General features: G+C 67.3%; 22 protein-coding genes. 15 read left to right on the top strand and 7 right to left on the bottom strand.

The window, feature by feature from the left end:
• Positions 1 to 7: 7 nt before the first annotated feature.
• Entirely contained in the window at positions 8 to 637 is a 630-nt protein-coding gene (locus tag KA712_05250; protein MCG5052348.1) for an alpha-ketoglutarate-dependent dioxygenase AlkB, read from the bottom strand.
• A gap of 92 nt (positions 638 to 729) precedes the next feature.
• On the opposite strand from KA712_05250, the gene KA712_05245 reads away from it, so the two are divergent.
• Genes KA712_05245 through KA712_05235 form a run of 3 tightly spaced genes read left to right on the top strand, consistent with a single transcriptional unit; the run spans position 730 to position 2,427 of the window.
• Positions 730 to 1,254 carry a TerB family tellurite resistance protein gene (locus tag KA712_05245; protein MCG5052347.1) on the top strand — a complete coding sequence of 175 codons (525 nt, stop codon included), beginning with the start codon at positions 730 to 732 and terminating at the stop codon, positions 1,252 to 1,254.
• A 54-nt stretch (positions 1,255 to 1,308) separates the two neighbouring features.
• A complete protein-coding gene (locus KA712_05240) occupies positions 1,309 to 1,959 on the top strand; it encodes a protein-L-isoaspartate(D-aspartate) O-methyltransferase (GenBank protein MCG5052346.1) in 651 nt (216 codons plus the stop codon).
• Between the two features lie 27 nt (positions 1,960 to 1,986).
• Positions 1,987 to 2,427 carry a copper-binding protein gene (locus KA712_05235; protein MCG5052345.1) on the top strand — a complete coding sequence of 147 codons (441 nt, stop codon included), beginning with the start codon at positions 1,987 to 1,989 and terminating at the stop codon, positions 2,425 to 2,427.
• Between the two features lie 14 nt (positions 2,428 to 2,441).
• On the opposite strand, the gene KA712_05230 is transcribed toward KA712_05235, so the two are convergent.
• Positions 2,442 to 2,966, bottom strand: a complete 525-nt coding sequence (locus KA712_05230; GenBank protein MCG5052344.1) for a hypothetical protein — start codon at positions 2,964 to 2,966, stop codon at positions 2,442 to 2,444.
• 182 nt (positions 2,967 to 3,148) lie between these two features.
• Between KA712_05230 and KA712_05225 the strand changes: the two genes are divergently transcribed.
• Complete coding sequence (locus KA712_05225) at positions 3,149 to 4,555, top strand: sigma-54 dependent transcriptional regulator (GenBank protein MCG5052343.1); 1,407 nt, start codon at positions 3,149 to 3,151, stop codon at positions 4,553 to 4,555.
• Here KA712_05225 and KA712_05220 read toward each other — a convergent pair.
• Both KA712_05220 and KA712_05215 read right to left on the bottom strand, forming a co-directional pair.
• A complete protein-coding gene (locus KA712_05220) occupies positions 4,552 to 5,436 on the bottom strand; it encodes a hypothetical protein (GenBank protein MCG5052342.1) in 885 nt (294 codons plus the stop codon). The genes KA712_05225 and KA712_05220 overlap by 4 nt on opposite strands.
• Positions 5,437 to 5,446: 10 nt before the next feature.
• Positions 5,447 to 6,814: a hypothetical protein gene (locus tag KA712_05215; GenBank protein ID MCG5052341.1), complete on the bottom strand. Its 1,368-nt coding sequence runs from the start codon at positions 6,812 to 6,814 to the stop codon at positions 5,447 to 5,449.
• Positions 6,815 to 6,977: 163 nt separating this feature from the next.
• Here KA712_05215 and KA712_05210 point away from each other — a divergent pair, with 163 nt between their 5' ends.
• From KA712_05210 to KA712_05190, 5 genes are all read left to right on the top strand, one after another.
• Positions 6,978 to 7,187 (top strand): hypothetical protein, encoded by a 210-nt coding sequence (locus KA712_05210; GenBank protein ID MCG5052340.1) that lies wholly within the window; start codon positions 6,978 to 6,980, stop codon positions 7,185 to 7,187.
• Between the two features lie 192 nt (positions 7,188 to 7,379).
• Positions 7,380 to 10,067, top strand: coding sequence for a bifunctional acetate--CoA ligase family protein/GNAT family N-acetyltransferase (locus tag KA712_05205; GenBank protein ID MCG5052339.1), 2,688 nt, complete (start codon positions 7,380 to 7,382; stop codon positions 10,065 to 10,067).
• Between the two features lie 69 nt (positions 10,068 to 10,136).
• Positions 10,137 to 11,504 (top strand): TolC family protein, encoded by a 1,368-nt coding sequence (locus KA712_05200; protein ID MCG5052338.1) that lies wholly within the window; start codon positions 10,137 to 10,139, stop codon positions 11,502 to 11,504.
• Positions 11,505 to 11,710: 206 nt separating this feature from the next.
• A complete protein-coding gene (locus tag KA712_05195) occupies positions 11,711 to 12,727 on the top strand; it encodes an efflux RND transporter periplasmic adaptor subunit (protein MCG5052337.1) in 1,017 nt (338 codons plus the stop codon).
• A gap of 40 nt (positions 12,728 to 12,767) precedes the next feature.
• The gene (locus tag KA712_05190; GenBank protein ID MCG5052336.1) at positions 12,768 to 15,863 is read left to right on the top strand and encodes an efflux RND transporter permease subunit; all 3,096 of its coding nucleotides are present in this window, start codon (positions 12,768 to 12,770) and stop codon (positions 15,861 to 15,863) included.
• On the opposite strand, the gene KA712_05185 is transcribed toward KA712_05190, so the two are convergent.
• Positions 15,851 to 17,377 carry a response regulator gene (locus tag KA712_05185; GenBank protein MCG5052335.1) on the bottom strand — a complete coding sequence of 509 codons (1,527 nt, stop codon included), beginning with the start codon at positions 17,375 to 17,377 and terminating at the stop codon, positions 15,851 to 15,853. The two genes, KA712_05190 and KA712_05185, sit on opposite strands and share 13 nt — an antisense overlap.
• 207 nt (positions 17,378 to 17,584) lie before the next feature.
• Here KA712_05185 and KA712_05180 point away from each other — a divergent pair, with 207 nt between their 5' ends.
• On the top strand, positions 17,585 to 17,920 hold the full coding sequence (locus KA712_05180; protein ID MCG5052334.1) for a TIGR02266 family protein: 336 nt from the start codon (positions 17,585 to 17,587) through the stop codon (positions 17,918 to 17,920).
• A gap of 24 nt (positions 17,921 to 17,944) precedes the next feature.
• On the opposite strand, the gene KA712_05175 is transcribed toward KA712_05180, so the two are convergent.
• On the bottom strand, positions 17,945 to 18,931 hold the full coding sequence (locus tag KA712_05175; protein ID MCG5052333.1) for a homoserine kinase: 987 nt from the start codon (positions 18,929 to 18,931) through the stop codon (positions 17,945 to 17,947).
• A 71-nt stretch (positions 18,932 to 19,002) separates the two neighbouring features.
• On the opposite strand from KA712_05175, the gene KA712_05170 reads away from it, so the two are divergent.
• Both KA712_05170 and KA712_05165 read left to right on the top strand, forming a co-directional pair.
• Positions 19,003 to 19,725: a sigma-70 family RNA polymerase sigma factor gene (locus tag KA712_05170; GenBank protein ID MCG5052332.1), complete on the top strand. Its 723-nt coding sequence runs from the start codon at positions 19,003 to 19,005 to the stop codon at positions 19,723 to 19,725.
• Positions 19,726 to 19,735: 10 nt separating this feature from the next.
• A complete protein-coding gene (locus KA712_05165; protein MCG5052331.1) occupies positions 19,736 to 20,506 on the top strand; it encodes a hypothetical protein in 771 nt (256 codons plus the stop codon).
• 9 nt (positions 20,507 to 20,515) lie between these two features.
• Here the strand turns inward: KA712_05165 and KA712_05160 are convergent, their stop codons facing one another.
• Complete coding sequence (locus KA712_05160; protein MCG5052330.1) at positions 20,516 to 21,172, bottom strand: PspA/IM30 family protein; 657 nt, start codon at positions 21,170 to 21,172, stop codon at positions 20,516 to 20,518.
• A gap of 137 nt (positions 21,173 to 21,309) precedes the next feature.
• Here KA712_05160 and holB point away from each other — a divergent pair, with 137 nt between their 5' ends.
• The 3 genes from holB (at position 21,310) to KA712_05145 (ending at position 25,394) form a co-directional block, all read left to right on the top strand.
• Positions 21,310 to 22,332 carry a DNA polymerase III subunit delta' gene (gene holB, locus KA712_05155; GenBank protein MCG5052329.1) on the top strand — a complete coding sequence of 341 codons (1,023 nt, stop codon included), beginning with the start codon at positions 21,310 to 21,312 and terminating at the stop codon, positions 22,330 to 22,332.
• Positions 22,329 to 23,423 carry a hypothetical protein gene (locus KA712_05150; protein MCG5052328.1) on the top strand — a complete coding sequence of 365 codons (1,095 nt, stop codon included), beginning with the start codon at positions 22,329 to 22,331 and terminating at the stop codon, positions 23,421 to 23,423. The genes holB and KA712_05150 overlap by 4 nt, the downstream gene beginning before the upstream one ends.
• Before the next feature lie 120 nt (positions 23,424 to 23,543).
• Positions 23,544 to 25,394: an EAL domain-containing protein gene (locus tag KA712_05145; protein MCG5052327.1), complete on the top strand. Its 1,851-nt coding sequence runs from the start codon at positions 23,544 to 23,546 to the stop codon at positions 25,392 to 25,394.
• Positions 25,395 to 26,996: the final 1,602 nt, after the last annotated feature.

The raw sequence follows: 26,996 nt of genomic DNA, 5'->3' as shown, positions 1-26,996 counted from the left end.
GCTGCACTCACGGACTGATGAAGCGAAACGTGAGGCTGATGCGCGGGCCGACCACTTGGGTCGTGCGCGGCAATCCATGGCGAAACTCTTCCTGGCAGGCACCGGCCATCACGAGCAAGCTGCCGTCGGTGAGATCGAACGACCTCCTCTCGGAACGGCCGCGACCCTCACCCGGGCTCGTGCGCGCGGGCGCCATCACGAAGCGCCGGGCCGCACCCAGGGACAAGGTCGCCACCACCGGCCGGGGGCCAAGCTCGGGTTCGTCGTCCGCGTGCATCCCCATGCTGTCCTGGCCATCGCGGTAAAGGTTGCCGAGCACGTGGTTGAAGGGCGCCCCCGCCGCCCGGGCCACCTCGGCGCACAACGTGGCCAGCCAGCCCGGCATGTCACGAGGAGGTAGCGTCTGTCCGGAGTAAGCGTAGGGAAATCTACCCGCCCACGTGACGAGGCGAGGCTGCATCACCCGCCGACCAAAGAGCACAATCTCACGCGCCTGCCAGGGCAGCGTCTGGGCGTGCCCCCAAACCTCGGCCCGAGCCGCTGAGTCGAGCCAGTCCGGATGCCACGCGAGCCAGGAGGCGGGCGTTAGCCGCAAACGCCCGGGAGTCAAAGCCTCGTGCTGGGAGCGCGCCCGCATCGATCCCTCACTTTGCCACGAATCTGTGCGGATGCCGGTCTCATGCCGCCCCGCGCTTGACGGCCCGACCGGCGGCGAGAGAAAGTCGGGGGGTGAAAGATCGCATCACGACCGTCGCGGACATTCTCATGGGCGCCGCCTACGCTGACCAGCACCTGGAGGGGGAGGAACGCAACGTGGTCCGTCAGCTACTCAGGAATCTTTTGGGCCGCGAAAGCCTGCCGATGGACCTCGACTTCCGCATCGACGAGTTCACTCCGTCCCGCTTCGATCTCGCCGCCGCAGCCACGTTGTTCAGGGACGATCCCGAGGCGACGAAGCGACACCTGCTCGACCTGGTGGCGGCCGTCCACGGCGCGGATCAGGAATTCGACCTGGCCGAGGACGAGTTCGTGCATGACCTCGGCGAAGCCCTCGGCTTGCCCCACAGCGCGTACAAGGACATGATCGTGTCGGTGGTCGACGAGGTCCACCTCGTGGAAGGCCTGCAGGCGGTCCGCTTCGCTGCGGAGGACGCAAGCGCCCGGCCTCCCATGCCGCCGCCCCCTGGGGCACGGCGCGCGGGCAGAGCGGAAGATCCGGCGTCTCGAGACGACCCCAGTGAAGCGGACGAATAGCCATTGGGGTTCGGCCCCAGGGCTTGTAGGATCTAGGCACACGAGGGAGGGGTGGTGGACGAGTCAGCACGCAGAGCCGCGCAGGATGGGCTGATTGAAGAAATTGCCCTACAGGGCATCTCCTCACGCCTCGTTCTGGACGCCCTGCGAAGGGTCCCGCGACACCGTTTCGTCCCCGCCGGGCTTCGGCACCGGGCCTATGACAACGTTCCCTTGCCCATCGGGCAAGGGCAGACGATCAGCCAACCGTTCGTGGTGGCGTTGATGACCCAGCTCGCCCAGGTGACGCCCCTCGATCGCGTGTTGGTCGTGGGGACAGGCTCTGGCTACCAGGACGCGGTGATGGCCGAGCTGGCCGGCCAGGTGTACAGCGTTGAACGCTTGCCCGAGCTTGCCCATCGAGCGTCGGACACTCTGCGGGAGCTGGGGTACCGGAACATCCACCTCCGGGTGGGCGACGGCTACGAGGGCTGGCAGGAGGAAGCACCGTTTGCCGCGATCCTGGTCACCGCCGCACCGCCTGCGGTGCCGCCGGCCCTCATCGACCAGCTGGCGCTCGGTGGCCGGTTGGTGATCCCCGTGGGCGAAGCGCAGCAGCAGTTGCGGGTGATGGTGAAGACCGCCTCCGGAGTGGCCGAGACGGAGGTGGTTCCCGTGCAGTTCGTGCCCCTCGTGCGGGGAAGGGCCGTCACCCGCGTGGTTTAGCGCTCGGGTGGCTGCTAGCTTCGCGGCATGCTCGCGTCGTTCGGCCGAACCCCTCTTTTGTCTCGTCGCAGGTTTTCCTTCGGCTCCGCGACCGTCCTCGCTGCGGTAATCCTGTGGGCAGGCGGGGCCTGCAAACCGACGCCTCCCGAGACGCCCTCGGCCACCTACACGGTGCGGGGCGTGGTGAAGTTGCTTCCGCCGGCGGTCGCGCCCGGCAACGGCAAGACCATGGTGGTGCTGCACCAGGCGATCCCCACGTTCAAGAACGAAGAAGGAGAGCAGGTCGGCATGATGCCCATGCCCATGCCGTTCACCGTTTCACAAGGCGTCGACCTCTCGGGAATCGTCACGGGTTCCAAGGTCGAATTCACCTTCGGGGTGTTCTGGAAGGCGCCCGTTCCGACCCGGGTCCTGTCGATGCGAAAATTGCCGGACGACACGCAGATCCGCTTCGACGTCGAAGAGTGAGCGCGACCGGGCGCTCAGAGTTCGGGCTCGTCCTCGGGGGCGAAAGGCATCTCGTCCTCGCCCGGGTGAAGCTCGTCTTCTTCGTCCCACTCTTCCTGAGACTCGGCCTCGTCCTGGGCGTTGGTCTCCTCGGGAGCCGGGGCGCCCGTCGCAGCCGCGAAGCCCTCGACGGGAGCCGGGGCAGCGGGTGAGGGCTCGCCCCCGCCCGCGGCGGAGTCGAGGGGCATGGAAGGCTCCTCGGCCGGTTCGGGAAGCGTCGAGGACGCTTGTGGGACACCGAGCGGCATGGCGACGGGAGCTTCCGCCGGAGCCGGAGCCACGGGGCGCTCGACAGGTTTTCCCCGCCGGAGCACGTAGCGCACCGGAATGCGCTCGAGGATGGAGCCAAGCGCGTGAACGCCCCGGTTCACCTGCGGGCGGTAGGCAGCAAGCGCCAGGGTCCCCAAGGCGAAGGAGACCAGGGCGACCAAGGCGGACAGGCCCCAGAAGCGGGGACGAAGGACGATACGACGGAGGAAGGAGCGGCGCTGAGTGGACATGAGGGAGATCTGGTGCTGTTAACGTAAGCAAGCCCCGTGCCGACAAAGAGTGTTTACAACGATGCTCCTCCGGAGCGGCGCAGCGCGGTCTGGGCAGCCGCCCCGGAGCGCCGTGACCTCGGTCGGGCTTCCTTGACTGAAATGGTATTTCCGATCGCGCCTGAAATGCTATTTCAAATTTCATGCTGGTCCGAACACTCGTCATGGCGCGCCCGACCTTGCACGCCCGCGCGCTGCGCCTGCTCCGCCACCCTGACCTGCACGTCGTGGGGGTCAAGGGGCCGGCGCGGATCTGGGCCGAACTCGAAGCTTGCGATGCCGACCTTCTGGTGGTGGAGCGGAGCGCGCTCCCCGACGAGGCGGGATCGTGGGTGGCCACCGTGCGTGAGCTGCCCGAGCGCCCGGACGTCATCGTGCTCGGGCGCCAAGAAGACGCCGCCGACCGGGCCGAACTCTTGGCGGCGGGGGCCCTTGCCGTGCTGAACCTCGGGTTGCCCGACGACGCGCTCGTGGACGCGATCGCAGCCCTCGTCATCCGGCATCTGGATGCCCAGCGCGGGGGCGAAGCTCCGGGCTTTCAACCCGAAGTGCAACGGCTCGACGACTTCAGTTCCTCGAGCCCTGCCATGACCACCTTTCTCGATGTCGCCCGCCGGGCGGCTTTCGGAAACACGTCACTGCTGCTTCTCGGTGAGACGGGCGTGGGCAAAGAGCGCATGGCCCGCGCGCTGCACCACGAAGGCAAACGCGGGCGGGGGCCGTTCGTTGCGTTCAACTGCGCGGCGCTGCCCGAGTCGCTCATCGAAAGTGAGCTCTTCGGCCACGAAAGGGGCGCGTTCACGGGAGCGGTGCGCGCCCACCGTGGGTACTTCGAGCGGGCCCATGGGGGCACCTTGTTCATCGATGAGGTGGGCGAGTTGCCCCTGCACCTGCAAGCGAAACTGCTGCGGGTCCTCGAAGAGCGGGCGCTCCGGCGCTTGGGCGGCGAACAGGTGCTGCCCGTGGATGTCCGCATCATGGCCGCCACGAACCGCGATCTGGAGACTGAAGTGGAGGCGAAGCGCTTTCGCGCCGACCTCTTCTTTCGACTTGCGGTCGTCACCCTGACCATTCCCCCTCTGCGCGAACGCCAGGAGGACATTCCCCGCCTGGCCCGCACGTACTTCGATCACTTTCGCGTGGCGATGGGCAAACCGCAATCAGGCATCGCACCCGAGGCGATGGAGGCCCTGGTTCGCTACGAATGGCCGGGAAACGTGCGCGAGCTCATCAACGTGCTCGAGCGGGCCGTGCTCTTGGCGCGCGACGAAGCGCTCGGCTTGGCTGATCTTCCCCCGGCGATCAGCCGTGGGCCGATGCCCGCTACCCCCACACCTCGGCTGGTGCTGGACGTGGCTGACGTGCTGGGCCAGTCCATCAAGAGCGCGCGACAAACCGTGGTGGATCGCTTCGAGGCGATCTACATCGAGGCGCTGTTGGCCCGCCACGGCGGCAAAGTAGGCGCGGCGGCGCGGGGTGCGGCTCTGACCGAACGCATGCTCTACAACCTCATGAGGAAGCACGGCCTCACGAAACGCATGGGCCGTTAGACGCTTTCCGTTTCTTCCGGGGCCCAGGAGACATCCACATGGGCATCGAGCAGGCCATGGGCGCGGGCGCGGGCAAAGACGGCATCGATGGCGCGGCGCACGTCCGGCGCCATGCGAAGGGTGTCGTCGTTGGCGTACATCCCGAGGTAACGATCCAGCATCGCCGGATCGGCAAGGGCGGCGTCGCCCCGATCCTCGCGCGCGATCGCCGCGATGAGCGCCTCACGGTGCGCGAAGGCCCACGCGATGGCGTCGCCCAAGACCCGACAGATCCGCGCCGCGAGGGGCGCGCCCAAGCCCTTCCGCATCACGTTCACGCCGAGAGGCAAAGGCAAGCCCGTGTGGGCGTGCCACCACTGCCCCAGCTCCACCACCGCATGGTACCCCCGCGCCTCGTAGAGCAGACGGCCTTCGTGAATCAGCAACGCGGCGTCGATCTGCCCCGCCTCGAGTGCGTCGAAAGCGCGCGAGAACGGCGCGATCGGGACCACGACGGGCTCAAACGCGGGCTCGATGAGCTTGAGAATCAGATGCGCTGTGGTGCTCAACCCGGGAACCCCCACCCGAAGGCCGCGCAGCGCACGCGGTGCGAGCGGCCGCTTGGCCACGACCACCGGTCCGAACGCCCTCCCCACGCTCGCCCCGTGAGGCAGCAGCCAGTATCGGTCTGCCAAGGCAGGGTACGCGCCCAAGGAGACCGCCACCACGTCGGCCTCACCTTGCGCGGCCAGAGCGTTGAGGCTGGCGGTGTCGGCTCGTTCATGCGTGAAGGTCAAGCCCTGCGTGTCGATGGCCCCGTTGGCCAAGGCGAAAAACATGAAGGCGTCGTCTGCGTCCACGGAGTACGCCAGCCGCACGGGCCGCCCCGATAGAGTGCTCATATCACCCAGCCTACGCATTTTTTCGGCGCGCGCCCGTCCGGCGCTGAGCCCCGTGCGCGTACAAAAGCAGGCCGCCAAAGAGCAGTCCGAGCGGAGCCGCGGAAGACTGGCTCGGGCGGCCCACCTGGCAGCCGCAGCCCGCGTGCCCACCGGGGTCCTCACCGCCGTCGCTTCCCCCATCGGGCAAGGACGGGGCGCAGATCCCGTAGGTCATGCACAGCCAGCCCACGGTCGCGTCGCAACGCTCGATGAGGCAAGCGGGCGGCGCCTGCACGTCGGACAGGGTCACCACGGGCCGCCAGGTCACGCCGTCGAGCGAGCGGCCCACGAGGAAGTCATCTCCCGCGTCGGCGCCGCCCGCGCAGGCGTAAAGCGCGTCCCCCCGCCAGGCGAGGCACCGATAGCGCGGGCCGGAGGGCGGTGAGAGAACGGGAGGAGCCCAACTCAGGCCGCCATCCGACGACGTGAACAGCGCGGCGTCCGCGCCTGCGGACGACAGCAACAAACGACGGCTGCCGACGTACACCGCACGGGGCGAGGCGCCGAAGGTCATGCCGCCCACGACGTGCCCTGCGGGCAAAACGAGCGTGCGCTGAACGGAGGCGCCGTCGTCTGCCGACACCCACACTTCGTCGTTTCCGTCGGGGGTGAAGCGGGCGAAGAAGAGCCGCGAGGGACTGTCTTCGGACACATCCAACAAGACCGTGTCGCGTGTGACATCGGCCAGGTCTGCAACCGGGTCACGCACGCTGAAGGTTGCCCCGCCATCTGCGGAGATCGCCAGGGCGAACGGCCCCACGCGTCCCGGCCCCGCGACGAAGACTCTGCGGGGCTCACCCGACCGCACGACCAGCCGCCACCACACCTCGCCCTTGGTAAAGGTGTGGCGCAAGGAAAACGTCGCGCCGTCGTCTTCGGAAACGTATAAGCCACGCTCATCACCGGCGCCCACCAGGGCCCACTGGCGGGTGGGCAAGGTGGGATCAGGCACCAACTGCTGCACGAACGCCCCGACCGGAAGGCCGGGCACCAGCGCGAAGGTGCAGGGCGCCGCAAGCGGAGCCCGAAAGATGCCTTGCCACGAAGGCACGGACAGCATGCCCGAGGCGGTGAGCAGCGCGTGCGTCGGCGTGACGCCGCCAAACGCTTCCTCGCACACGGCGAGGTACGATGACGCCGCCGCAGCGAACACGCCAAAGTTCATGACGACCGAGGGCCGCCCGGCCGCATCGAACACCAGAGACGAAGTATCGGCCACCTGACACGGGCCACGACGTACCCCGGAGGCACACCGAAGCTCACCGCGGGCGGACCCGCGCCCCGATACGGTCAGCAGCGTGAGCAGCACGAACGTGAGCCGGGCACGCGACGTGCTCACGCGGGCCCCATGCGCCCGCACAGGCCGAGGCTTTACCCCCTTCCCTTCACGGCGAAACAGCCGCGTTACGAAGAACGCACACACGTTTTACAGAGCCCCGCTGGTGTCCGAAACCGCCCACCGGGTAAAACAAAACCATAGAGAGCAGCACACGAGACAAACCATGAAAGTCTACGGATGGGTGGCGATGGGAGGGTTGGGAGTGTTGCTCACGGGAGGCGGGTTGGTCAACGCACGCGGAGACCGGAAGGTGAAGGCGAAGGAGGAAAGAGAATCCGCGGAGTCGTCAGAGGCACGGCCGCTTCTCAACAACGACAACGTCAAACGACGCATCGACGTCGGGGAGGTGGTGCTACTGGTACTAGAGGAATGAGCGTGGTCTGGTGAATTTGGTTCGACGAATGGGAAACGAGGGCCCGTTCGTCACCCGGATGGGGGCCGAGATGAAAATCTTGGCTCCCGTCCGGGAACCTCTTGTTTTTGTTGCGCATCATTCCCAGGCTGCCCTTCGGGCGGCGACCTGACGCCATGTCCCGCCCCGATCCGCTAAGCTACGGGTGCGGACATGGAAAAGCACTCACTCGATACGTTTTTCCGTCCACGCAGTGTGGCGGTGGTGGGCGCAAGCCCGCGGGCCTCCTCGGTGGCGGGCCAGGTTTTGGCAAATCTGCAGGCCTCGGGATTCGCGGGCGCCCTCTACCCTGTGAATCCCAAGCACCGCGAGGTGGGTGGCATTCCCTGCGTGCGCCGTCTCGACGACATCAGCGACAGCGTGGATCTGGCCGTGATCGGGACACCCGCTGCCACGGTGCCAGAGCTCATCGAGACCTGCGGACGTAGAGGAATCGGCGCAGCGATCGTGCTGTCCGCTGGATTCCGTGAAGGCGAGCCCAAGGGCGCGGCGCTCGAGGAGCGCTTGCTCGCGCACGCACACCATCACGGCGTGAGGGTGCTGGGACCGAACTGCTTGGGCCTTTTGGCCCCCCACGCGAAGCTCAATGCCACCTTCGGCAAGGGCCAGGCCCATGCGGGAAATCTCGCGCTGGTCTCGCAGTCGGGAGCGCTCTGCACCGCCATCCTCGATTGGGCCGCGCCGAGGGGCATCGGCTTTTCGGCCCTGGTTTCGATCGGCGAAGCGGCGGACATCGACTTCGGCGACATGCTCGACTATTTCGCTCTCGACGAACAGACCTCGAGCATCCTGCTCTACGTGGAGGGCATTCGGCACGCGCGGCGGTTCATGTCGGGGCTGCGGGCTGCGGCGCGCATGAAGCCCGTCGTGGTGCTGAAAGCGGGTCGTCACGAAGCGGCCTCGAAAGCGGCCCGTTCCCACACGGGGGCCCTCGTCGGTTCCGATGACGCGTTCGATGCGGCCCTCGCACGGGCAGGTGCGGTGCGGGTGCCCTCGATCGGCCAGCTCTTTTCCACCGCGCAGGCGCTGGCGTCCGGGTGCCGGGTGCAGGGCAACAGGTTGGCCATCGTGACGAACGCAGGAGGGCCCGGCGTCATGGCGACCGATCGCGCGGTGGATCTGGGCGTGGAGGTGGTCTCGCTGTCTCGTTCGACGCTCGACGCACTCGACCAGCACCTGCCGCCGGCCTGGTCCCACGGAAATCCTGTCGATGTCTTGGGCGACGCCCCCCCGGCCCGCTACGAACACGCGGTGCAAGCCTGCCTGGATGATGCCGCCGTCGATGGCGTGCTGGTCATCCTGACCCCGCAGGCCATGACCGAGCCCTCCGAGGTGGCGCACACCCTCATCACCACGGCCGCCAAGCATCACAAGCCCCTCCTCACCTGCTTTATGGGGGACGAACAGGTGAATCAAGCCTGGCGCTCGTTCGGCGAGGCCAAAATCCCCCACTTTCGCACCCCTGAAGCGGCCGTGGAGGCCTTCGCCACGCTGGCCCGCTTTCGGCGCAACCAAACGATGCTGCTCGAGGTGCCCGGTCCCCGAACCGACGCCCGCGCACCCGACGTCGAAGGCGCGCGGCTCATCATCGAGGGGGCCCTCGCCCAAGGACGGGCGTGGTTGGGCGGCGCCGAGGCCCGGGCGGTGCTGCGGGCCTTCCACATTCCTGCCTTACCACTGGTCCACGCGCGCTCGGCCAGCGAAGCCCTGGTGGCCGCGGAGACCATTGGCTTTCCCGTGGCGATGAAGATCAACTCCGCCCACATCACACACAAGACCGACGTGGGGGGCGTCAAGCTGAACATCAGCACGGCAGCGGACGTGCGGCATGCCTACACGCAGATGATGGCCGATGTGAAGCGCGCCCAACCCGACGCAGAGCTCGACGGCGTCACGATCGAACCCATGAGCCCCATGCGGCACGGGCGCGAGCTCCTGGTGGGGGTGTCACGAGACGCCTCGTTTGGTCCCGTCATTGCCTTTGGCGCAGGTGGCACCGCCGTGGAGATCATGCGCGACCGATCGGTGGCCTTACCGCCGCTCAACGCCACGCTCACCCGGCGGCTCATCGAACGCACCCGGGTCAGCCGCCTTCTCGGGGCTTACCGCAACCTTCCCGCCGTAAAGCTCGAGGCCATCGAAGCGGTGCTCCTGCGCGTTTCGGAGCTGGTTTGTGAACTGCCACACGTGGTGGAGATGGATCTGAACCCGCTCATGGCCGACGACGAGCACGCCGTGGTGGTCGACGCCCGCTTGCGGGTGGCCCCCGTGGCGCCCGCGAGCGCGCCGTACAGCCACATGGCCATCCACCCCTACCCTGCGCACCTCGAAATGCGCGCCCAGCTGACAGACGGCACCGACATCCTCGTACGCCCCATCCGGCCGGAAGACGCCACCCTGGAGGCAGAATTCGTCCGCACCCTCTCGGAAGAATCAAAGTACGCGAGGTTCATGCACAGCTTTCGCGAGCTCACGCCCACGATGCTGGTCCGCTTTACGCAGATCGACTACGACCGGGAGATGGCCCTCGTGGCTGTGACCGAGGACGAACGCACCGAGGCGGGCGTGGCCCGGTACATTTGTCAGGGCGACGACGGCAGCGCCGAGTTTGCTCTGGTAGTCGGCGATGCGTGGCAGAACCGGGGCGTGGGGACCCTGTTGATGCAGCGGCTGCTCGATGTCGCCCGGCGGCGCGGCATCAAGACGATCCAAGGGGACGTCATGGGCACCAACAGCGCCATGCTGAACCTGGTACGAACGCTGGGCTTCGTGCTGCGGGACCATCCGGACGAGCCCGCGCTCACGCGGGTCACGTGTGATCTTCGTAACGTCCCGCTGTGACCGCGGGGCCCAAGGCGTAGGCGCCCGCGGGGGCGCACGAGCGAAAATCCGTGTAGAAACGAGGCGCCCATGCGCCTCCCCGGTCCGAGCCCCTTCGCCCTTGCCCTTTTGGGGCTGGTGAGCTGCGCCCCGGCGCAGGCGCAGGAGACCGATCGCCCCGCCGCGGACCTGCCACCTCCCGCACAACGCCCCTCCACGACCGGCTTGACCGTCGAAGACGCCATTCGCCTGGCGATGAGCCGGGACGAACGCGTCCGACAGGCGCGCTACGAGGCCGACGCCGCAGAGGCTCGTCGAGGCCGCGCCCGCGCCTTTTTTTTCCCGGAGTTCGACGTCACCGGGACCTACACCCGTAGACCCCGGCAAATCGTGCGCGCGATTGGCGGCAGAGATGTGGTGGTGCAACGCTACAACGCCCTGTCGGGCACGGCGGTGATGAACGTCCCGATTCTGTGGCTAGGGGGCATCCCCCTTTACCGGCAAGCCCTGCTCGAACAGGAGGCCGCCGCGCTCACCGCCACGGAGCAGCGCCGGCTGGTGGGCTTCGAGACCGCGGATGCGTTCGTGATGGTGCTCTCGGCTCAGGAGATCGCGTTGGCTGCGGAACGGCGGCTGGCGTTCGCGCAGGAGCGGCTGCGCGACGCGGCCGCACGCGCCGAAGCCGGCCTCGTCAGCTCCAACGACGTCACGCGCGGTGAGCTCGAGGTGGCGAACGCCGAGCGTGAGGTCTCTTTGGCGCACGGCCAGTTGCAGCTCGCCAAAACTGAGCTTGGGCACCTTCTGGTGGCCTCCGTCGAAACGCCCCTCGCCACGCCCGAGTCTTTGCTGGCGGCAGCGGCAGACCAGACCCTTGCGCCGCTCGACGTCCAGGTGGCACGAGGCCGGGGACGACGGCTCGATCTGGAAGCTGGCGCAAAGCGCGTGCTGGCGGCGGAGGAAGCCGCCAAAGAGCCGGCCTTGCGGCTCGTTCCCCGCCTGGGCGGCCAGCTGCTCGGGCGGTACACCAACGAGCCCGGGCTGGCGGGCCGCACCTTCGACTGGCAGGGCTCCGCGACCTTGACGTGGCCTCTTTGGGACGGCGGCGTTCGCAGCGCCGAAGCCCGCGACCGACAAGCGCAGGCCAGCGCGGAACGCCTGGGCCAAGCAGCGCGTACACGCGACGTTGCGCTCGACGTGCAGCGAGCGCGCTTGGCACTCGAAAACGCGCGCGCCACGCAAGAAGCCGCGCGGCGCGCCCGCGAACGAGCCGCACGACACGCACAGGAAACGGCGGAGCTATACCGACAGGGCCTGGTCCGTGCCCTCGAGGTGGCCGACGCGAACCTGCAACAGTTCGAGGCCGAGGTCACCGCCGCACGGGATCGCTACGCCCTGGCGGTGGCCTTTTTCGACCTGAAGGTGGCCCTGGGTGAGTGGCCACCCGGAGTAGACTCATGACCGTGCCCCTTCACGACTTACCCACCCGAAACGCTTCGTGCCGAAACGCTTCGCGCCGAAACACTTCGCGGGGGGCCTGCATTCTCGCCGTCGGCCTCGCGCTATTCGTCGCGCTGGCCTTGGCCCCGGGCTGTAGCGGCCGACGCGCCGAGCCTCCGCAGGCCCGACGCCAAGGGCCGGTCGCCTTCCCTGTGGAGGTCGAAAGTGTGACCGTGCAGAACGTCGACTACGTGGTGCGCGTGGTGGGCTCCCTCGAGGCGTTCGAGACCCTCCAAGTCACGTCGCGCGTGGCGGGCGTAGTCGAAAGGGTGCGCTTCCGTGAAGGCGACGCCGTCGTGACGAACCAGGTGCTGGTGGAGATCGAACCTCGACGCTTCAAGCTGGCGCTCGACGCGGAACGAGCCGCGCTTGCAAAAGCCAAGGCCGCCCGCGCCGACGCGCTCGCCGGTCTCGAGCGACGACAGTCCGCCGTGCAAAAGACGCCGGGATTGATCCCGGGGGAAGAGGTCGCCACGTGGAAGACCCGCGTCGCCACGGCCGAGGCCGAGGTGGCGGCTGCCGAAGCCGCCCTGGGCGCCGCCGACCTGAACCTGCGGGATGCCTTCGTACGCGCCCCCGTCAAAGGCATCATCGAAACGCGCAACATCCAGACGGGGCAGTACGTCCAGCCCGGCACCGTGCTTGCCACGCTCGTGCAACGCGATCCCCTGCTGCTGCGCTTTTCCGTTCCGCCCGAAGCGGCCACGAGCCTGACGAGAAGCCAACGGGTAGCGTTCACGGTGGGTGAAACCGAAGAATCCTACGCCGCCAAGATCACGCACATCGCGCAGGTCGCAGATTCTTCAACCCGGCAGGTCCCCATCGCGGCGGAGGTGGAGCGCTCGAGCTCGCCCGCCCTTCGTCCGGGCGCCTTCGCCCGCGTCACCGCCCGTCTCGGCGAGCGCGAGCGTCAGCTGGCGGCCCTCGGCGAAAGCGCTCCCACCGGACAGCCCACCATCCCGGAGTCGGCCATTCGTCCCAGTGAAAAAGGCTTCATCGCGTTCGTGATCAAGGACGGGAAAGCCGAGGAAAGACGCCTTTCCCTCGGTCTGCGCACCTCCGATGGGCGCGTCGAGGTGAAAGAGGGCCTCGTACCCGGAGAGCGGCTCGTGATTCGCGGGGCCGAAGCCCTTCGCGACGGCGCCTCCGTCAAGGTGGCCGACAGCGCCCCCAAGGGATCCTGACGATGGGGTGTCGGCGGAGCCAAACGGAAGGACAAACCCCGTGTCACTGACCGAGCTGTGTGTCCGGCGCCCGGTGCTGGCCTGGATGATCATGGCGGCCACCCTCGTCTTTGGTGCCGTGGCGCTGGGACGCATCGGCATCAGCGAGTACCCGGACGTGGATCACCCTGTCATCAGCGTGGCGCTGAGCTGGGAAGGGGCCGCGCCCGAGGCCATGGAGTCGGACGTGGTCGAGCTGGTCGAGGAGTCTCTCTCGCAGGTCGAGGGCGTCCGCTCTTTGTCGTCGCAATCGCGGCAGGGCACCGCCACTGTCACTGTCGAGCTGGACCTGTCCCGCAACGTCGACGTGGCCATGCAGGAGGTTCAGGCCCGGATCGCGCAGGTGGGACGGCGCCTGCCACGCGACCTGGATCCCCCCGTGGTCTCGAAGACCAATCCCGAAGATCAGCCCATCATGTGGCTGGGCCTCTCGGGCCCCTTTGCCCCCCAGCTGCTCGCCGATACGGCCCGCTATGCGGTCAAGGAGAAGCTGCAGACCTTGCCCGGGGTCGGTGAGGTGATCATGGGAGGCTTCCCCGAACGGGCCGTGCGCGTCTGGATCGACGCCGATCGCCTCGAGGGGCGTGGGCTCACGGTGCAAGACCTCGTGCAAGCGCTGGCGCGCCAGCACGTCGAGCTGCCCGCGGGACGCATCGAAGCGGAAGGCAGAGAAATCAGCGTGCGCGTTCTCGGAGAGGCGCTGGATCTCGACACTTTACGCAACATGGTGGTGCGCGAGGTCGAGGGCGTGCCCGTGCACCTCTTTGACGTGGCCCTCGTGGAGGACGGCTTCGAGGACTTGCGTCGCTACAGCCGCGTGAACGGGACACCCGCCCAGGGCATCGGGATCAAGAAGCAGCGAGGCGCAAACGCGGTGGCATTGGCCCAGGCGGTACGGGCGCTGGTCGAGGAGATTCGACCAAACCTGCCCACCGGCATGGAGATCGGCGTCAACTTCGATTCGACCGTCTTCGTCGAGGAGTCGGTCGCCGAGCTTCAATTCGAGGTGGGGCTCTCGGTGCTGCTCACAGCCCTCGTGTGCTGGCTCTTCCTGGGCTCGCTGTCGGCGACCTTGAACGTGATCTTGGCGATCCCCATGTCGCTCATGGGCACGGTGGCCGCGATCTACTTTCTGGGCTTCACGCTCAACACGTTCACGCTTTTGGCCTTGGCGCTGGCTGTGGGCATCGTGGTGGACGACGCCATCATGATCCTCGAAAACATCCATCGTCACCGGGACATGGGCAAAGACGGCGTCACCGCGGCCATCGAGGGCACGAACGAGATCAAGTTTGCGGCCTTCGCTGCGACGTTGGCCGTGGTGGCGATCTTCATACCGGTCGTGTTCATGCGCGGCGTGGTGGGGCGGTTCTTCCTGGAGTTCGGGATCACGTTCTGCATCGCCGTGGTGCTTTCCTACCTCGAGGCCATCACCCTCGCGCCCGCCCGCGCGGCGCGCCTCATCGCCCGATCCCATGCGACACCGCGACGCGGGCTCGGCCGATGGGCCGAGGGGATGTTCGCGTGGGTATCGCGGGGATACGGGAGCGCGCTTTCACCTGCGCTTCGCCGCCGGGGCTTCGTACTACTTGCAGGCGCCGCCGTGCTTGGAGGCGCCGCTTTCGCTTCAGGCACTCTGAAGCAAGAGTTCGTGCCTTCGCAGGATCAGGGACGATTGATGGTCCGCCTTCAAACCGCGGTGGGCTCCGACCTCGAGGAGACGAACGCCCTCGTGACGAAGGCTGAGACCATGGTGCTCGCCCGGCCGGACGTGGCCAGGGTCTACGCCGTGATCGGAAGCTTTCGCGACGGCGCGGTCAACAGTGGCATGATGTTCGTCACCTTGGCGCCGCGGCACCTCCGCCCGCCGGCAGGGGTCCTGGCAGCCCAGCTACGCAAGGAGCTGAACACCATCCCTGGCGTGAGGGCGGTCGTTCAGGACATGTCGCAACGGGGCTTTGCGGCCAGCCGGGGCTTTCCGATCGAGTTCTCCCTGCGCGGCCCGGAATGGGAGCAGCTCACTACCCTCAGCCGACAGATGGCCGACGCGTTGGTCGCTTCAGGCCATGCCGTGGACGTGGACACCGATTATCAACTGGGTACACCCGAGCTGCGCATCGAACCCGATCGGGCGCGTGCGGCGGACGTGGGCGTTTCGATGGAGGACGTGGCCGTCGCCATCAACGCGCTGGTGGGCGGCGTGCGGGCCGGCAGATACAGCGCCGCCGGCCGCCGCATCGACGTGCGGCTTCGCTTGCTCTCGAACCAGCGTTCGCGCCCCGAAGACATCAACAGGCTGAACGTACGCAGCCGCAGTGGGCAACTGATTCCGCTGGGCAGCCTCGTGACGTTCGAGGAGAGACCCGCGTTGCAAGCCGTGACCCGCAACGACAGAGAACGCGCGATCAGTGTGTTCGGCAACGTTGCGCCGGGGTCCTCCCAAGCCGAGGCGCTGGCCGCCGTGGAAGCCCTGGGACGGAAGCTTCCTGCGGGTTACCGGGTGGTGGTGGGCGGCCAGAGCGTGACATTCCAGGAATCCATGGGGGACCTGCTCTTCGCCCTCGCGCTGGGCGTGGTGGTGGCTTACATGATTTTGGCGTCACAGTTCAATAGCCTCATCCACCCGATCACGGTGCTCACGATCTTGCCACTGTCCATGGCGGGAGCGCTGTTTGCGCTCGCCCTTTGGGGCGTGACGATCAACCTCTTCAGCATGATCGGCCTGCTGCTGCTGATGGGGATCGTGAAAAAGAACTCGATCATCCTGGTCGACTACGCCAATCAGCTGCGGGACGAAGCGCCTGCCGGTCGGCGGCTGAGCGCGGAGACGGCCATGCACAGGGCCGGGCCGGTCAGGCTCCGCCCCATCTTGATGACCAGCCTCGCCACCATCATGGCCGCCGTTCCCGCGGCGCTCGCCTTGGGACCGGGCTCGGAGACACGTCTACCGATGGCGGTGGCCATCATCGGCGGCATGTTGCTGTCCACCCCGCTCAGCCTCTTCGTGGTGCCTGCGTTTTACACGCTCGTCACCCGCAAGCCCAAGCCAGGGGTGCGGGACCCGGCGGCGCCCGAGCTTGCACCTCACGCGAGCTGAACGGCCGAGGCGATCGCGGCCTGAAGCTCGTCCATGCCACAGGGTTTTTGAAGGAACGTACACCCTGGCGGAGGCCCGCCCGCCGTGCCCGTCCCGCCATGGCCCGACATGAAGACCACGCGCACCCGCGGGTCCAGCTTCTGCAATTGATCATAGGCTTTGCGGCCTGACAGTACCGGCATGTCCAGGTCCATGAGGACGAGATCGGGCCGCAGGCTTCGGTAAAGATCGACCGCCTCCTGTCCGTTGGTCGCTTGCTCCACCTCGTGGCCGTGCATGGCCAAAAGACGAGAGAGGGACCGCCGCACCCCCACGTCGTCGTCCACCAGGAGAATGCGCACCGCGCCTTTGGCCTTCTCGAAGCTGGGCACGGGGATGTCCATCAGCGTCTCGGCTCCCGGACCCCCCTTGTGAACCCGCGGGGCGGCCGGCATGACCAAACGAACGGTGGTGCCGTGGCCCAGCTGGCTTTGCAGGTCCACGTACCCGCCGTGGACCTTCGCGGTTTCGAGCACCGTGGCCAGGCCCAGGCCCGTACCCCGCGCGCCGCTCTTCGTGGTGAAGAAGGACTCGAAGGCGCGTACGCGGGTCTCCTCATCCATGCCCACCCCCGTGTCCGCCACGGACACCACCACCGACTCGCCCAGCACGGCGGCTGGCCCCTGCCCGCTCTCCCGCCGCACGCTCACGCGCATGATCCCCCCAGCGGGCATGGCATCGCGACCGTTGATACAGAGATTCATGAGGGCCTGGTGGATCTGCCCCTGGTCCCCGATCACCCAAACGTCAGGCTCCACATCGCATTCGATACGAACGTTTTGTGAGGTCACCCGACGCACGAGCTCGGTCACCTCGCGTGCCAAGGCCCCAAGATCCAGGCGAGCCATCACGTACCCGCCCCGGCGGGCGACGCCCAAAAGGCGCATCGTGAGCTCGGCCGCGCGCTTGAGCGCTGCGCGCACGTCCTCGTGGCACTCCCGCACGTCGGGGTCACCCACTTTCCGATCGACGGGTAGGGTATCGAGGTAATCCATGCTCGCCACCGCGACGCCCAAGAGGTTGTTAAAGTCGTGGGCGATACCCGCGCCAATGCGCCCGAGCAGCTCCATCTTCTGCATCTGAGCGAGCTGCTCGTCGAGAGGGTTATCGTGGGTGAACAGCAGCGTCGACGAGCCCACCTGGATCTTGTCGCCGTAGCCAAGTACGTGGGTATCGATCCGATCCCCGTTGACGAACGTGCCGTTCAGGCTTCGGAGATCCTCGAGAACGTAGGTTCCGAGTTCCGCCAGGTAGATGCGCGCGTGCAACCGAGACAAACGTTTGTCGTCGAGGTAGAGACTCGCCTGCGACCCGCGCCCCAGCGTCATGTCGGCCCCCACGGGATACTTCCGCCCGGCCTGGGGGCCCGAAAGCATGATCAAACGGGGCACACCCGCGGTGGGCGGCGACCGTACGGCTTTCCGGGAGACCTCCGTAATCTCCTCCGGAACGCTCACCTCGTTCGGGTGGGCCATACCGAAGAGTTTACCTCGTATCCGCCACTGCCTGCCACGCACGGACACGAGATCGCTTGCATTTCGAGCCTACAGCGGCGCTCTTGTGGGCTCGCGGGGGACACCCGCGGAGGGGCTTGGTCCGGGACCACGTGCGGGAAAGTCACACCCCACGTTGAAAATCCGGCCCGCAACTGAGATTCTAGGTCTCCTGCGCGGAAGGCACACATGGCAAACCAAGGCGAGCATCCCCGTGAGTTTCCCCGGTTCGAGGTGGAGGCGCGTGTGGACTACACCGGCACCGAGATCCTGCTCAACCACCGCATCCAAAACCTGTCGCTCGGCGGCTTGTGCATACAAACGGATGCGCTCGAGGACGTGGGAACTCCCGTAGACCTGGTCATCAACTTTCCCGAGCTCGACACCTGCATCACCGCGCGGGGGGAGGTGGTCTGGGCAAACCCCGACACGCCGATGGACCTCGGGATCCGCTTCGTGGGTCTCGACAACGAACGTAAGGAAACCCTTCGCAAGTATTTGGCGCTGGGTGCGACCAGCCCCTGAGCGGTCGCCTCGACGCCGGCTCGCTCAGCGGTCTGCCTCGAAGGACAGGACCCCGCCCTGGGGGCGCCAATCCTGCTTGACCCGGGCGAGACGCTGCAGGTAGCGGTTGAAATCCTTGCCTCCCGGGGCGCCCTGGCCGCGCCGCAAATACACGTCCGTGATGCGGGTGACGGCAAACCGGCAGGATGCAAACGCGAGCTCGGCGCCGAAGCCCTCTTGCTCACTCCCCAGGGGGGCGCGGAGGCGACAATAGCCATCGAGCAGCGCCCGCGCCACGTCGTCGCGAAAGCCCTCTCGCCCGAATGCGAAAGCAAGGAGCGTCACCGCCACGTCGTAGGCCAGCCTGCCCCAGGACGCTTGCTCGAAATCGAGCAGCGCGGACAGCCGGCCATCGTCCGTGAACAGCACGTTGTCGACGAAGAGATCGCCGTGAATCAACCCCGTGGGCAGATCGGAACGGCGAACGGTCGAAAGGCGCGCCAGCTCTGGGCCGAGTGTCTCGACCGCAGCTCGGAGGTTGGGATCCGCGCGCGTGGCGATCGCCGCGAACCGCCGGGAGATCTCGTCGGGTTCGTAGCGGCCCGGCCGGTGATCGGCATATCCGGTGCCAGCCAGATGCAGGCGCGCCAACGCCTCGCCCACCTGCCGCCCGTGGGAAGCGCCGACCTCGTCCCGCCGCAGGGTACGGCCCGGCACCCAGGGAAAAATGGAGATCCAGCTGTCTTGCCAGGGCGCGTAAAGGCGACCGTCACGCGCGGGTCGCGGCAAAGGCGTGGAGACCCCCCGGGCGGCGGCGTGGGACACGATGGCCGCTTCGCGCGCCACTTCGTCTTCGGACTTGCCCTCGTTGACCCGGAGAAACCACATCGCCGATGCGGTCTTCACCAAGACGTTCGTGTTGATCGTGCCGGCAGCGATGGGCTCGTGGCCTTGAAATTCGTCGGGCGACAGCCCGAAGGTAACGAGCACGTCTCTGACATCACCTGGCGAAAGGCTGCGGAAACTTCCCATGCGCTTGAGGGGCGTTTATACACCTTGACGGCCACTCGAGCCGTTGATGTAGTCAGGAATCGGACAGAGTGATGGACCAGGACGAGGAGAAAGTGGCTTTGGGCAGGGACGATCTGGTCAAACAGCACATGAGCTTGGTCCAAGGGGTGGCTGCCCAGCTGCGCAAGGGCGTCGCCAAGGGGGTGGACTATGACGACCTGGTGGCTTACGGGACCAAGGGGCTCCTGGAGGCCGCGCAACGCTTCGACCCGCGGTACGGCGCTTCGTTCTCGACCTTTGCCTACTACCGTGTGAAGGGCGCCATGATGGATGGCATCCGCACCATGGGCTGGTACTCAAGGGCAGACTATGCCCGGTACTGCGCGGAAGAGCGGGTCAACGCCTACCTGCAAGCCGAATCCGACCGCACCCCGGAGGGGCCCCTCGGCGGAGAGGACACCGAGGAAGTCCTGGCGGGCTTGGCTCAAGTGCTCGACGCCGTGGCCTCCGTCCACATCGTGTCGATCGAAGCGGCCGCCGCGGTGGCCGACGACGCGGAAGACGCCCCCGAAGATCAGGTGGCGCGGCGGCAAGCCGATGCCCACGTCCACGCCGCCGTGGCCGCCCTTCCCGAGAAGGAGCGGCAGCTCATGCAGATGTACTACTTCGACGACAAGACGCTCGAAGAGGCCGGCGCCGCCTTGGGCCTGTCGAAGTCCTGGGCGTGCCGCCTTCACGCCCGTGCGGTGAACCTTTTACGAAAATCGCTCGTAAAGGGCGGACTGGTCCCGCCCGAGCCCACCGAACTGAGATAAGGATGCGGTCATGAAGCGGATCGTGGCTTGGGCGGCCGTCTTGCTACTGGCCGTGGCGGGGTGCACCGTGGCCGTGCAAGGGGGGCTCGAGGAGCCGACGGCGAACGAAATCGTGAGCCGGCTCGAGCAAGCAGGCGTGCCGGCCCGCAAGCAAAGAGACGAGGGCAGCGATCCGGCGCGCTATTCGGTCAGCGTACCGCAGGCCGAGGCTCCCCGCGCGCTCACGTTGCTTGCCGCCCTGGGCTTGCCGCGGGCCGAAGCACATGGGTTTGCGCAGGTCTACGAACAACCCAGCTTGATCCCCACCCCCACGGAAGAGCGTGCACGTTTTCTTCGGGCGCTCTCAGGGGAGCTGGAGACCACGCTCAACGGCGTGGAGGGCGTCGTGTCGAGCCGGGTGCATATCGTGCCGGAGGAGCGAGATCCTCTCGCGGCACCTCGGGAACCAGCCCGCGTTCCGGCGCGCGCCGCCGTCCTCCTGCGGGTGCGGGCGGAGGACGTGGCCCTCAGTGACGATGAGGTCAAGTCGTTGATCGCAGGCAGCGTGCCCGGCCTCGTGCCCTCCGACGTCGCCATCATCCGCGCCGCGACCCGGCCCGTGCCCACGGGAGAGCCTGCCTGGGTGGCGCTCGGCCCGCTGCGCTTGGCCCCTGGCTCACGCACGACGTTGCTCATCGGACTCGGCGTCGGCATCACGCTCTTGGCCGCGATGGCGGTCCTGCTGCTCCTCGCGGCCCGGCGGCTTGCTGCCGCAGAGAGGCAAGGCGAGACCGGCCGCTGAGGGTGCGGGTCAGCTCTCGAGTTTTTTCTTCAACGCCGCGAGGGCGTCATCGAGCTTCTGGGCGTCGGCCATCGTGTCGAGCTTGCGCTCGGCGGCACGTGACTCGGGCGTGCGCCCCGTGAGCTCATCGTCGAGGTGAGCCTCGACTTCCAGGGCGTCCACTCGGCCCGCCAACCGATCGAACTCGGCGAAGGCCCCTCCAGAGGAGGACACGGCGCTCTGTCCCTTCGAGGCGCGGGCCTGTTCGCGCAAGGTGCCCTGGCGAAGTTTCACGTCCTTGACCCGGGTCTCGAGGGCCTTCAAGCCCGCCGTGAGTTGATCGACGTGCAGCCGCTGCTCGTCAGCAGCCCGGTCCGCCTCGGCCTTTTCGCGCTCTTTTTCTGCCTTGCGTGCAAGCGCTTGGCGCGCGAGCTCGTCATCTTGGGACTTCACGGCCCGCTCCGCTTTTTCCTCCCAGCTGCGCACCTCCGCCGCGAGGGTCTCGGACTGCTTGACCATGCGCTTTTCCGTGGCGAGGCATGCGGCCACCTCCTGGCGGGCCGCTCGGGCCGAGTCCTCCATGTCCCGCACCAGTTGGTCGAACTCCTTGGCCGGATCCTGCATCGAATCCACCAGGTCGTTCAGGTTCGATTTCACCAGAGTTGCCAGTCTTTTCAGCACGCTCATCGGGTTCCCCTTGGCCGTTTCGTCTGGAAGTGTAGCGCCCCCCGGCACGCACCGACGCGAATTTCGGGCGAAGCCCCGGCGGCGAGGAGCCCGTCCCCTTCTCCCTGGGCCCTGGCGTCTGTTAGGGTGGGTCTTCGATGCTGCTGTCGCAAGTGTTCGGCCAAGACGCCGCCGTGGCCCGCCTCGTGCGCGCCGTCGGTCAGGGGCGGGTGCCTCACGCCTACCTCTTCGAGGGTCCTGACGGCGTCGGGAAAAAAAGCACCGCGCTCGCGCTCGGGGTGGCGATGCTTTGCCCCCAGGCGCCCGGCCGAGGCTGCGGGGCGTGCGACGTGTGCCACCGCGCCCTTGCCGGCTTGCACCCGGATCTGCGCACCTTCGCGCCGGAAGCCCGGGAGCTCAAAAAAGAGGAAGCCGACGAGATCGTGGCGCTCGCGTCCGAGCGGCCGCACGAAGGCCCGGCACGCCTCATCGTGGTGGACGAGGCAGACCGGCTGAACGCCAGCGCGGCGAACTGCCTGCTCAAGACGCTCGAGGAACCCGCCGCGGGCAACCACCTCGTGTTGGTCACCGCTGCACCCGCGCGGCTGCTCGAGACCATCCGGTCGCGTACTCAGCGGGTTCGCTTTTCTCCGCTCGCGCCGGGAGCCATCTCCGCCTGGCTCGAGGCGAGGGGCACGCCACCCGAAAAAGCACAGGTGGCCGCGGCGCTGGCCAACGGTTCGCTCGCTCGGGCCTCGACGCTGGTGGCGGGCGACGACGACGAGGCCCTGTGGAGCGCGGTGTCTCGCCTTCGCAGCGCAGCGGCTGGCAACCTCGTGGGGCCCATCATGGACGCAGCGGCCAGTTTCGCGGGAAAGGAGGCTCGCGAGGGCCTACTGGACACCCTCGACCTTCTGGGGCGCCTCTACCGCGACGCCTTGATGGCCGCGGCGGGCGCCCCCGAGCTGGTGATCCTTGGAGCGCGGCGCTCCGAGATCCAGGACGTGCTCGCGCGGGGCGGGCCCCGACCTTTACCTCGTATCCGCAAGGCCCTCGACGCCGTTTTGGAGGCCGAAGCGGCCTTGGCCGGCAACGTCAACGCCGTGACGGCCGTCGAAGGCCTCGTGTTTTCTCTGCGATCGCTCGAGTTCCGGCGCGGTGGCGCCGGCCCCACCCCATGAACAAACTCATTTCCGACGAAACCCTAGAGCCGCGCGGGCGGCCGCCCGAGTCAACCTTTAGAAACACCACCACGGTGGTGTTTGGTCCGGTGGGTCGCCCCCTGGTCTGCGACGCGGGGCCGCTCACCTTGGTGGCCGGCGACCTCGTCGTGGTCGATGATCGCCGCGGTGGTGCCGTGGCCCGCGTCACGGTCCAAAGCGCCCGCCGGCTGTGCCCGAGCGCGCTTCCCAAGGTCCTCAGGCTCGCAAACGACGGGGATAGGCGCGCCCACGACGACCGGGAAGCCCAGGCCGCGCAAGCCGTGGCCTTCGCGCGCGAACGCGCTCGGGCCCTGAAGCTCGACGTGAAGGTGTTTCGCGCGGAGGTCTCGTCCCGGCGTGACCGCGCCACGGTGTACTTCGCTTCCGAGCAGCGGATCGACTTTCGCGATCTCCTGCGGGACGTGGGCAATTTTCTTCGCCTGCGGGTCGAGCTGCGTCAGGTGGGCGTGCGTGACGAGGCCAAGCTCGTCGGGGGCATTGGCTCGTGCGGCCGGGAGCTGTGTTGTTCAACGTTTTTGCCGAAGTTCGAGCCCATCTCGATCCGCATGGCCAAAAACCAGAATTTGGCGCTGACCCCCTCCAAGATCTCGGGCCAATGTGGTCGGCTCAAGTGCTGCCTGGTCTACGAGGACGCTCAGTACGTCGAGGCGTCCAAGGGGCTGCCCAAGCTCGGAAAGGCCGTGGACACCCCGGAAGGTGTGGGCCGTGTGCAAGACCTCGATATCCTGGCGGGCAGGGTTCGTGTGTTTTATCCAGACAAGCCTCCCCAGGTGTTCGCAGCGCACGAGGTCAGTCTCGCCGCTTCGCCGCCTGCGCAGGCACCGGGCCCGAGCGACGGGCCCTCACCCGACGAGCGGCCCGGCGCGGACCGCGCGCCGCGGGAGCCGCGCGCCCGGACCAGCGACAGGCCCCGCCCCGAGCGCCCGGACCGCCCGGCGCGGCGACGCTCCCCGGACGCCCCGCTCGAAGCCGGCCTTCGTCACGGGCGCGCCGCCGCTGCGCCGGAAGCTCTGCCACCGCAGCCGCCGGCCGACGAATCAGACCCGTAAATCCCCCGCGGGGTCGCGAGGGAACGACCGCCGCCACGACACCGTCAGAATGTCCGCCTTGCGGGCCAAGGCATCTGTGTGCGAAAATTGACCACGCGTGCGGGTGCACGCATGAATCGCATGAGCGCGCCAAAGCAAGCGCCCAAGAGGTCTCTCGATGTCGCCATCACCGCAGAGGTGCGGCAAACAGAGTCTCAGGACGGAGCCAGTTTGTTCGATCAGGGACTCGTCGTACCAGGGGCATCGGTCACGGGCTCCGAAGGGGCGACCGGTGACGCGTTCTTTCTGGCCGCCTTGATGGATAACATACCGGACAACATCTACTTCAAGGACGAAGAGAGCCGGTTTCTTCGCATCAACCGGGCCATGACGCGGTACTTGGGCCTTGGCAGCCCCGACGACGCCGTCGGCAAAACGGACTTCGACTATTTTGGGAAAGCGCACGCCGAAGACGCCCGCCAAGACGAACTCGAGGTCATGCGCACGGGCCGCCCCTTGGTGGGCAAGGACGAAAAGGAAAACTTCGCGGGGGGCGGGGTCAAGTGGGTGTCCACCACCAAGCTGCCCTTGCGAAACGCAGAAGGTCACATCGTTGGAACGTTCGGGATCTCGCGCGACATCACGGCGCGCAAGCAAGCCGAAAACCAGCTCTTCGAGCAGGCTTTTTTCGATCCTTTGACCCACCTGCCGAACAGGGCCCTGTTTCTCGAGCGGTTGGGACAGCTGATGCGCCGGGCACGACGGCGGCTCGAGTCACCCTACGCCGTGTTGTTTTTGGATATCGACCGGTTCAAGGGCATCAACGACAGCCTCGGGCACGCGACGGGGGACGAGCTCATCATCGCGCTGGCCCGGCGGCTCGAGGCCTGTCTGCGTCCTGGGGATACCGTGGGTCGCCTCGGGGGGGACGAGTTCGTGATCCTTCTCGAGAGCGTGCGCGACGCCGCCGATGCCGAGCGGGTCGCCGAGCGTATCCACGGCGCCATGAGCGCGCCGTTTCACGTCAGTAGCACCGAACTTTACTGCACGATGAGCATCGGCATCTCGTTCGGCAGCGACGATTACGATCGGCCCGAAGACCTACTCCGCGACGCTGACATCGCGATGTACCAGGCCAAGGCACAGGGCCGCGCCCGTCACGTGCGCTTCCTGACAGGGATGCACGATCGCGCCCGATCGCTCCTGCGGCTCGAGACGGACCTGCGCCGGGCGGTGGAGCGCCGCGAGTTCGTGCTCCACTACCAGCCCATCGTGGATGTGGACGCCCGGCGGCTGGCGGGGTTCGAGGCCCTCCTCAGGTGGGCGCACCCCGAGCGGGGGCTCGTGGGCCCCGACGAGTTCATCCCTCTGGCCGAAGAGAACGGCCTCATTTGCCCGATCGGTATGTGGGGTTTGGAAGAGGCCTGCCTTCAGTTGAGAAAGTGGCAAACGCAGTATCCGGGCACTGCACCGAAGCTGTCCGTGAACATGTCGCCCCGGCAGTTCACCCAGCCTGACCTGCTCGCGGACATTCGACGGGTGCTCGATGAGACCCGCGTGGATCCGCGTGACCTGACGCTCGAACTCACAGAGAGCGCGCTCATGGAGGGCCCGGCTGCTGCCTCAGAGCTGCTGGACGAACTGCGCCGGATCGACATGCTGGTCTGCATCGATGACTTCGGCATGGGCTACTCTTCCCTCGGACAGCTCGAGCGCTTCTCGGTCGACGGGTTGAAGATCGACCGCACGTTCGTGGCCCGCATGTCGAGCTCGAGCAAGGCCAACGAGATCGTGCGCACGATGATCGGCCTCGCAAAGAACCTCTCCCTCTCGGTCACGGCCGAGGGCGTGGAGACTCCCGATCAGCTGGCGCTCGTGCGGGCCATGGGCTGCCACCGCATCCAGGGCTTCCTGTTCTCGAAGGCGATCCCCCCCGAGGAGGCAGATGCGCTGCTGCGCCATGGCCTTCCTGCGGCCTGGGGCCTGGGCTGATAGGGCCCTTTGCCGCTCACGGCGGCCCGGAGGCGTGCCCGTTGCGCCGACGGGCGCCGCCCTGTCGGCGTGGAAGGTTCAGGGCACCGCGCCGGGAGGCAAGCAGCGACCTGCGGCGCAGGTATGGCCAAGGGGGCAACAGCCGCAACCGCACTTGAACTCATCGGCGTCGCACGAGAGCGCCACGCACTGGCCATCGTAACAGACCTGACCACAGCCACACGCGGGGCTGCAGACCTTCGCGCTGCAGACGCCGTTGTTGCAGGTCGAACCGTTCGGGCACTTGCATGTGCCACCGCACCCATCGGCACCACATGTCCCAGCAGGGCAATTCGGCTTACAGCAGGCCCCTTGGTAGCAACTCCCCTCGCCGCTCGGGCATTTGCACGTACCGCCGCAGCCGTCAGACTTGCAGGCGTTCGCGCCGTTTGCGGGGCAGTTCGGCTGGCAGCACATGTCCGAGACGCATTTGCCGCCAGGGCAAGGGCACTTGCCCCCGCAGCCGTTGTCCCGACAAGCCTTGCCGGGAGCGGCGCAGTCAGGTTTGCAGCACATGCCTGCCACGCAGCTGCCCCCCGGGCACGAACACTTGCCGCCACAGCCGTTGTCCTGGCAGGCGCGGCTGCCGTCAGAGGGGCAGTTTGCTTTGCAGCACTGACCCTGGTAGCAGCTCCCGGATCCGCTGGGACAGCTGCACGTGCCCCCGCATCCGTCGCTCATGCAGGCGCGGCTGCCGTCGGACGGACAGTTCGGCTTGCAGCACGTTTCCTGCCGGCAGGCCTCACCGCTCGGACACGGGCACTTCCCGCCGCACCCGTTGTCGCCGCACTTACCCGCCTCGCACTTGGGAGCGCACTCGCAGACGCCCTGCATGCACTTCGAGTTCTGGTTGCAGGTCATTTTGCAGTCGCACGTGTCAACGCACGTGCCGTTGGCGCACACGCTGCCTTGCGGGCAGGTCACCCCGTGGCAGGGATTCTTGACGCACGTGCCGCTCACGCAGAACTCGTCCGCCTTGCAGAGGATGTTGTCACAGGGGGACTTGTCGGACACGCACGTGAGGTGGCACGCTTGACCCGAGGGACAGAGCGCGTTGCAGGTCTGCAAAGCGGCACACTTGCCCGTGTTCGGATCGCAAAACTCGCCTTGCTTGCACGTGACGGCGTTGCAGGCCTCCTTGAAGCACCCCGGCACACACGCCCCATCGATACAGGTTTGGCCGTCGCTACAGGTGACACCCGCGCATTTGTTCTCGACCTTTACGCACACCGCCAGGCAAGCCTTGCCGGCCCCGCAGGAGAAGCCCTCGGCCGCTGCGCAGGGGTTGGCTTGACACTGGCCCGTCAAACAGACTTGACCACTGGGGCACGGCTTGGTGCCGCTGCATGCCGGCTCTGGCGTGGGGGGCATGGTCAACGCGTCAGAGAAGGACACGAAAAACGCGTCAATAACACTCCCTCTGGCGTCGTCCGCACCCATGCCACCGTCACCCGGCGGTGCCGGGGCGACATCGCCATCCGGAACTCCCTCGGAACTTGCGATCGCGCCGCAGGCGGCGCAGACGCTCATGAGCAGAAGGCCGGCCAGGTGACCGAGCCGCGG

It is taken from the genome of Myxococcales bacterium, assembly GCA_022184915.1.
Taxonomy (GTDB): Bacteria; Myxococcota_A; Polyangia; order Fen-1088; family Fen-1088; genus JAGTJU01.
Note: the sequence above shows the minus strand (reverse complement) of the source record. Positions and strands in the feature narration are given on the sequence as shown.

Coding starts and splice junctions, on each gene's coding strand:
- KA712_05170 (MCG5052332.1), top strand. CDS start 19,003: ATGGACCAGGACGAGGAGAAAGTGGCTTTGGGCAGGGACGATCTGGTC.
- KA712_05160 (MCG5052330.1), bottom strand. CDS start 21,172: ATGAGCGTGCTGAAAAGACTGGCAACTCTGGTGAAATCGAACCTGAAC.
- KA712_05165 (MCG5052331.1), top strand. CDS start 19,736: ATGAAGCGGATCGTGGCTTGGGCGGCCGTCTTGCTACTGGCCGTGGCG.
- KA712_05185 (MCG5052335.1), bottom strand. CDS start 17,377: ATGGCCCACCCGAACGAGGTGAGCGTTCCGGAGGAGATTACGGAGGTC.
- KA712_05210 (MCG5052340.1), top strand. CDS start 6,978: ATGAAAGTCTACGGATGGGTGGCGATGGGAGGGTTGGGAGTGTTGCTC.
- KA712_05235 (MCG5052345.1), top strand. CDS start 1,987: ATGCTCGCGTCGTTCGGCCGAACCCCTCTTTTGTCTCGTCGCAGGTTT.
- KA712_05180 (MCG5052334.1), top strand. CDS start 17,585: ATGGCAAACCAAGGCGAGCATCCCCGTGAGTTTCCCCGGTTCGAGGTG.
- KA712_05200 (MCG5052338.1), top strand. CDS start 10,137: ATGCGCCTCCCCGGTCCGAGCCCCTTCGCCCTTGCCCTTTTGGGGCTG.
- KA712_05220 (MCG5052342.1), bottom strand. CDS start 5,436: ATGAGCACTCTATCGGGGCGGCCCGTGCGGCTGGCGTACTCCGTGGAC.
- KA712_05225 (MCG5052343.1), top strand. CDS start 3,149: ATGCTGGTCCGAACACTCGTCATGGCGCGCCCGACCTTGCACGCCCGC.
- KA712_05175 (MCG5052333.1), bottom strand. CDS start 18,931: ATGGGAAGTTTCCGCAGCCTTTCGCCAGGTGATGTCAGAGACGTGCTC.
- KA712_05145 (MCG5052327.1), top strand. CDS start 23,544: ATGAGCGCGCCAAAGCAAGCGCCCAAGAGGTCTCTCGATGTCGCCATC.
- KA712_05150 (MCG5052328.1), top strand. CDS start 22,329: ATGAACAAACTCATTTCCGACGAAACCCTAGAGCCGCGCGGGCGGCCG.
- KA712_05230 (MCG5052344.1), bottom strand. CDS start 2,966: ATGTCCACTCAGCGCCGCTCCTTCCTCCGTCGTATCGTCCTTCGTCCC.
- KA712_05205 (MCG5052339.1), top strand. CDS start 7,380: ATGGAAAAGCACTCACTCGATACGTTTTTCCGTCCACGCAGTGTGGCG.
- KA712_05250 (MCG5052348.1), bottom strand. CDS start 637: ATGCGGGCGCGCTCCCAGCACGAGGCTTTGACTCCCGGGCGTTTGCGG.
- holB (MCG5052329.1), top strand. CDS start 21,310: ATGCTGCTGTCGCAAGTGTTCGGCCAAGACGCCGCCGTGGCCCGCCTC.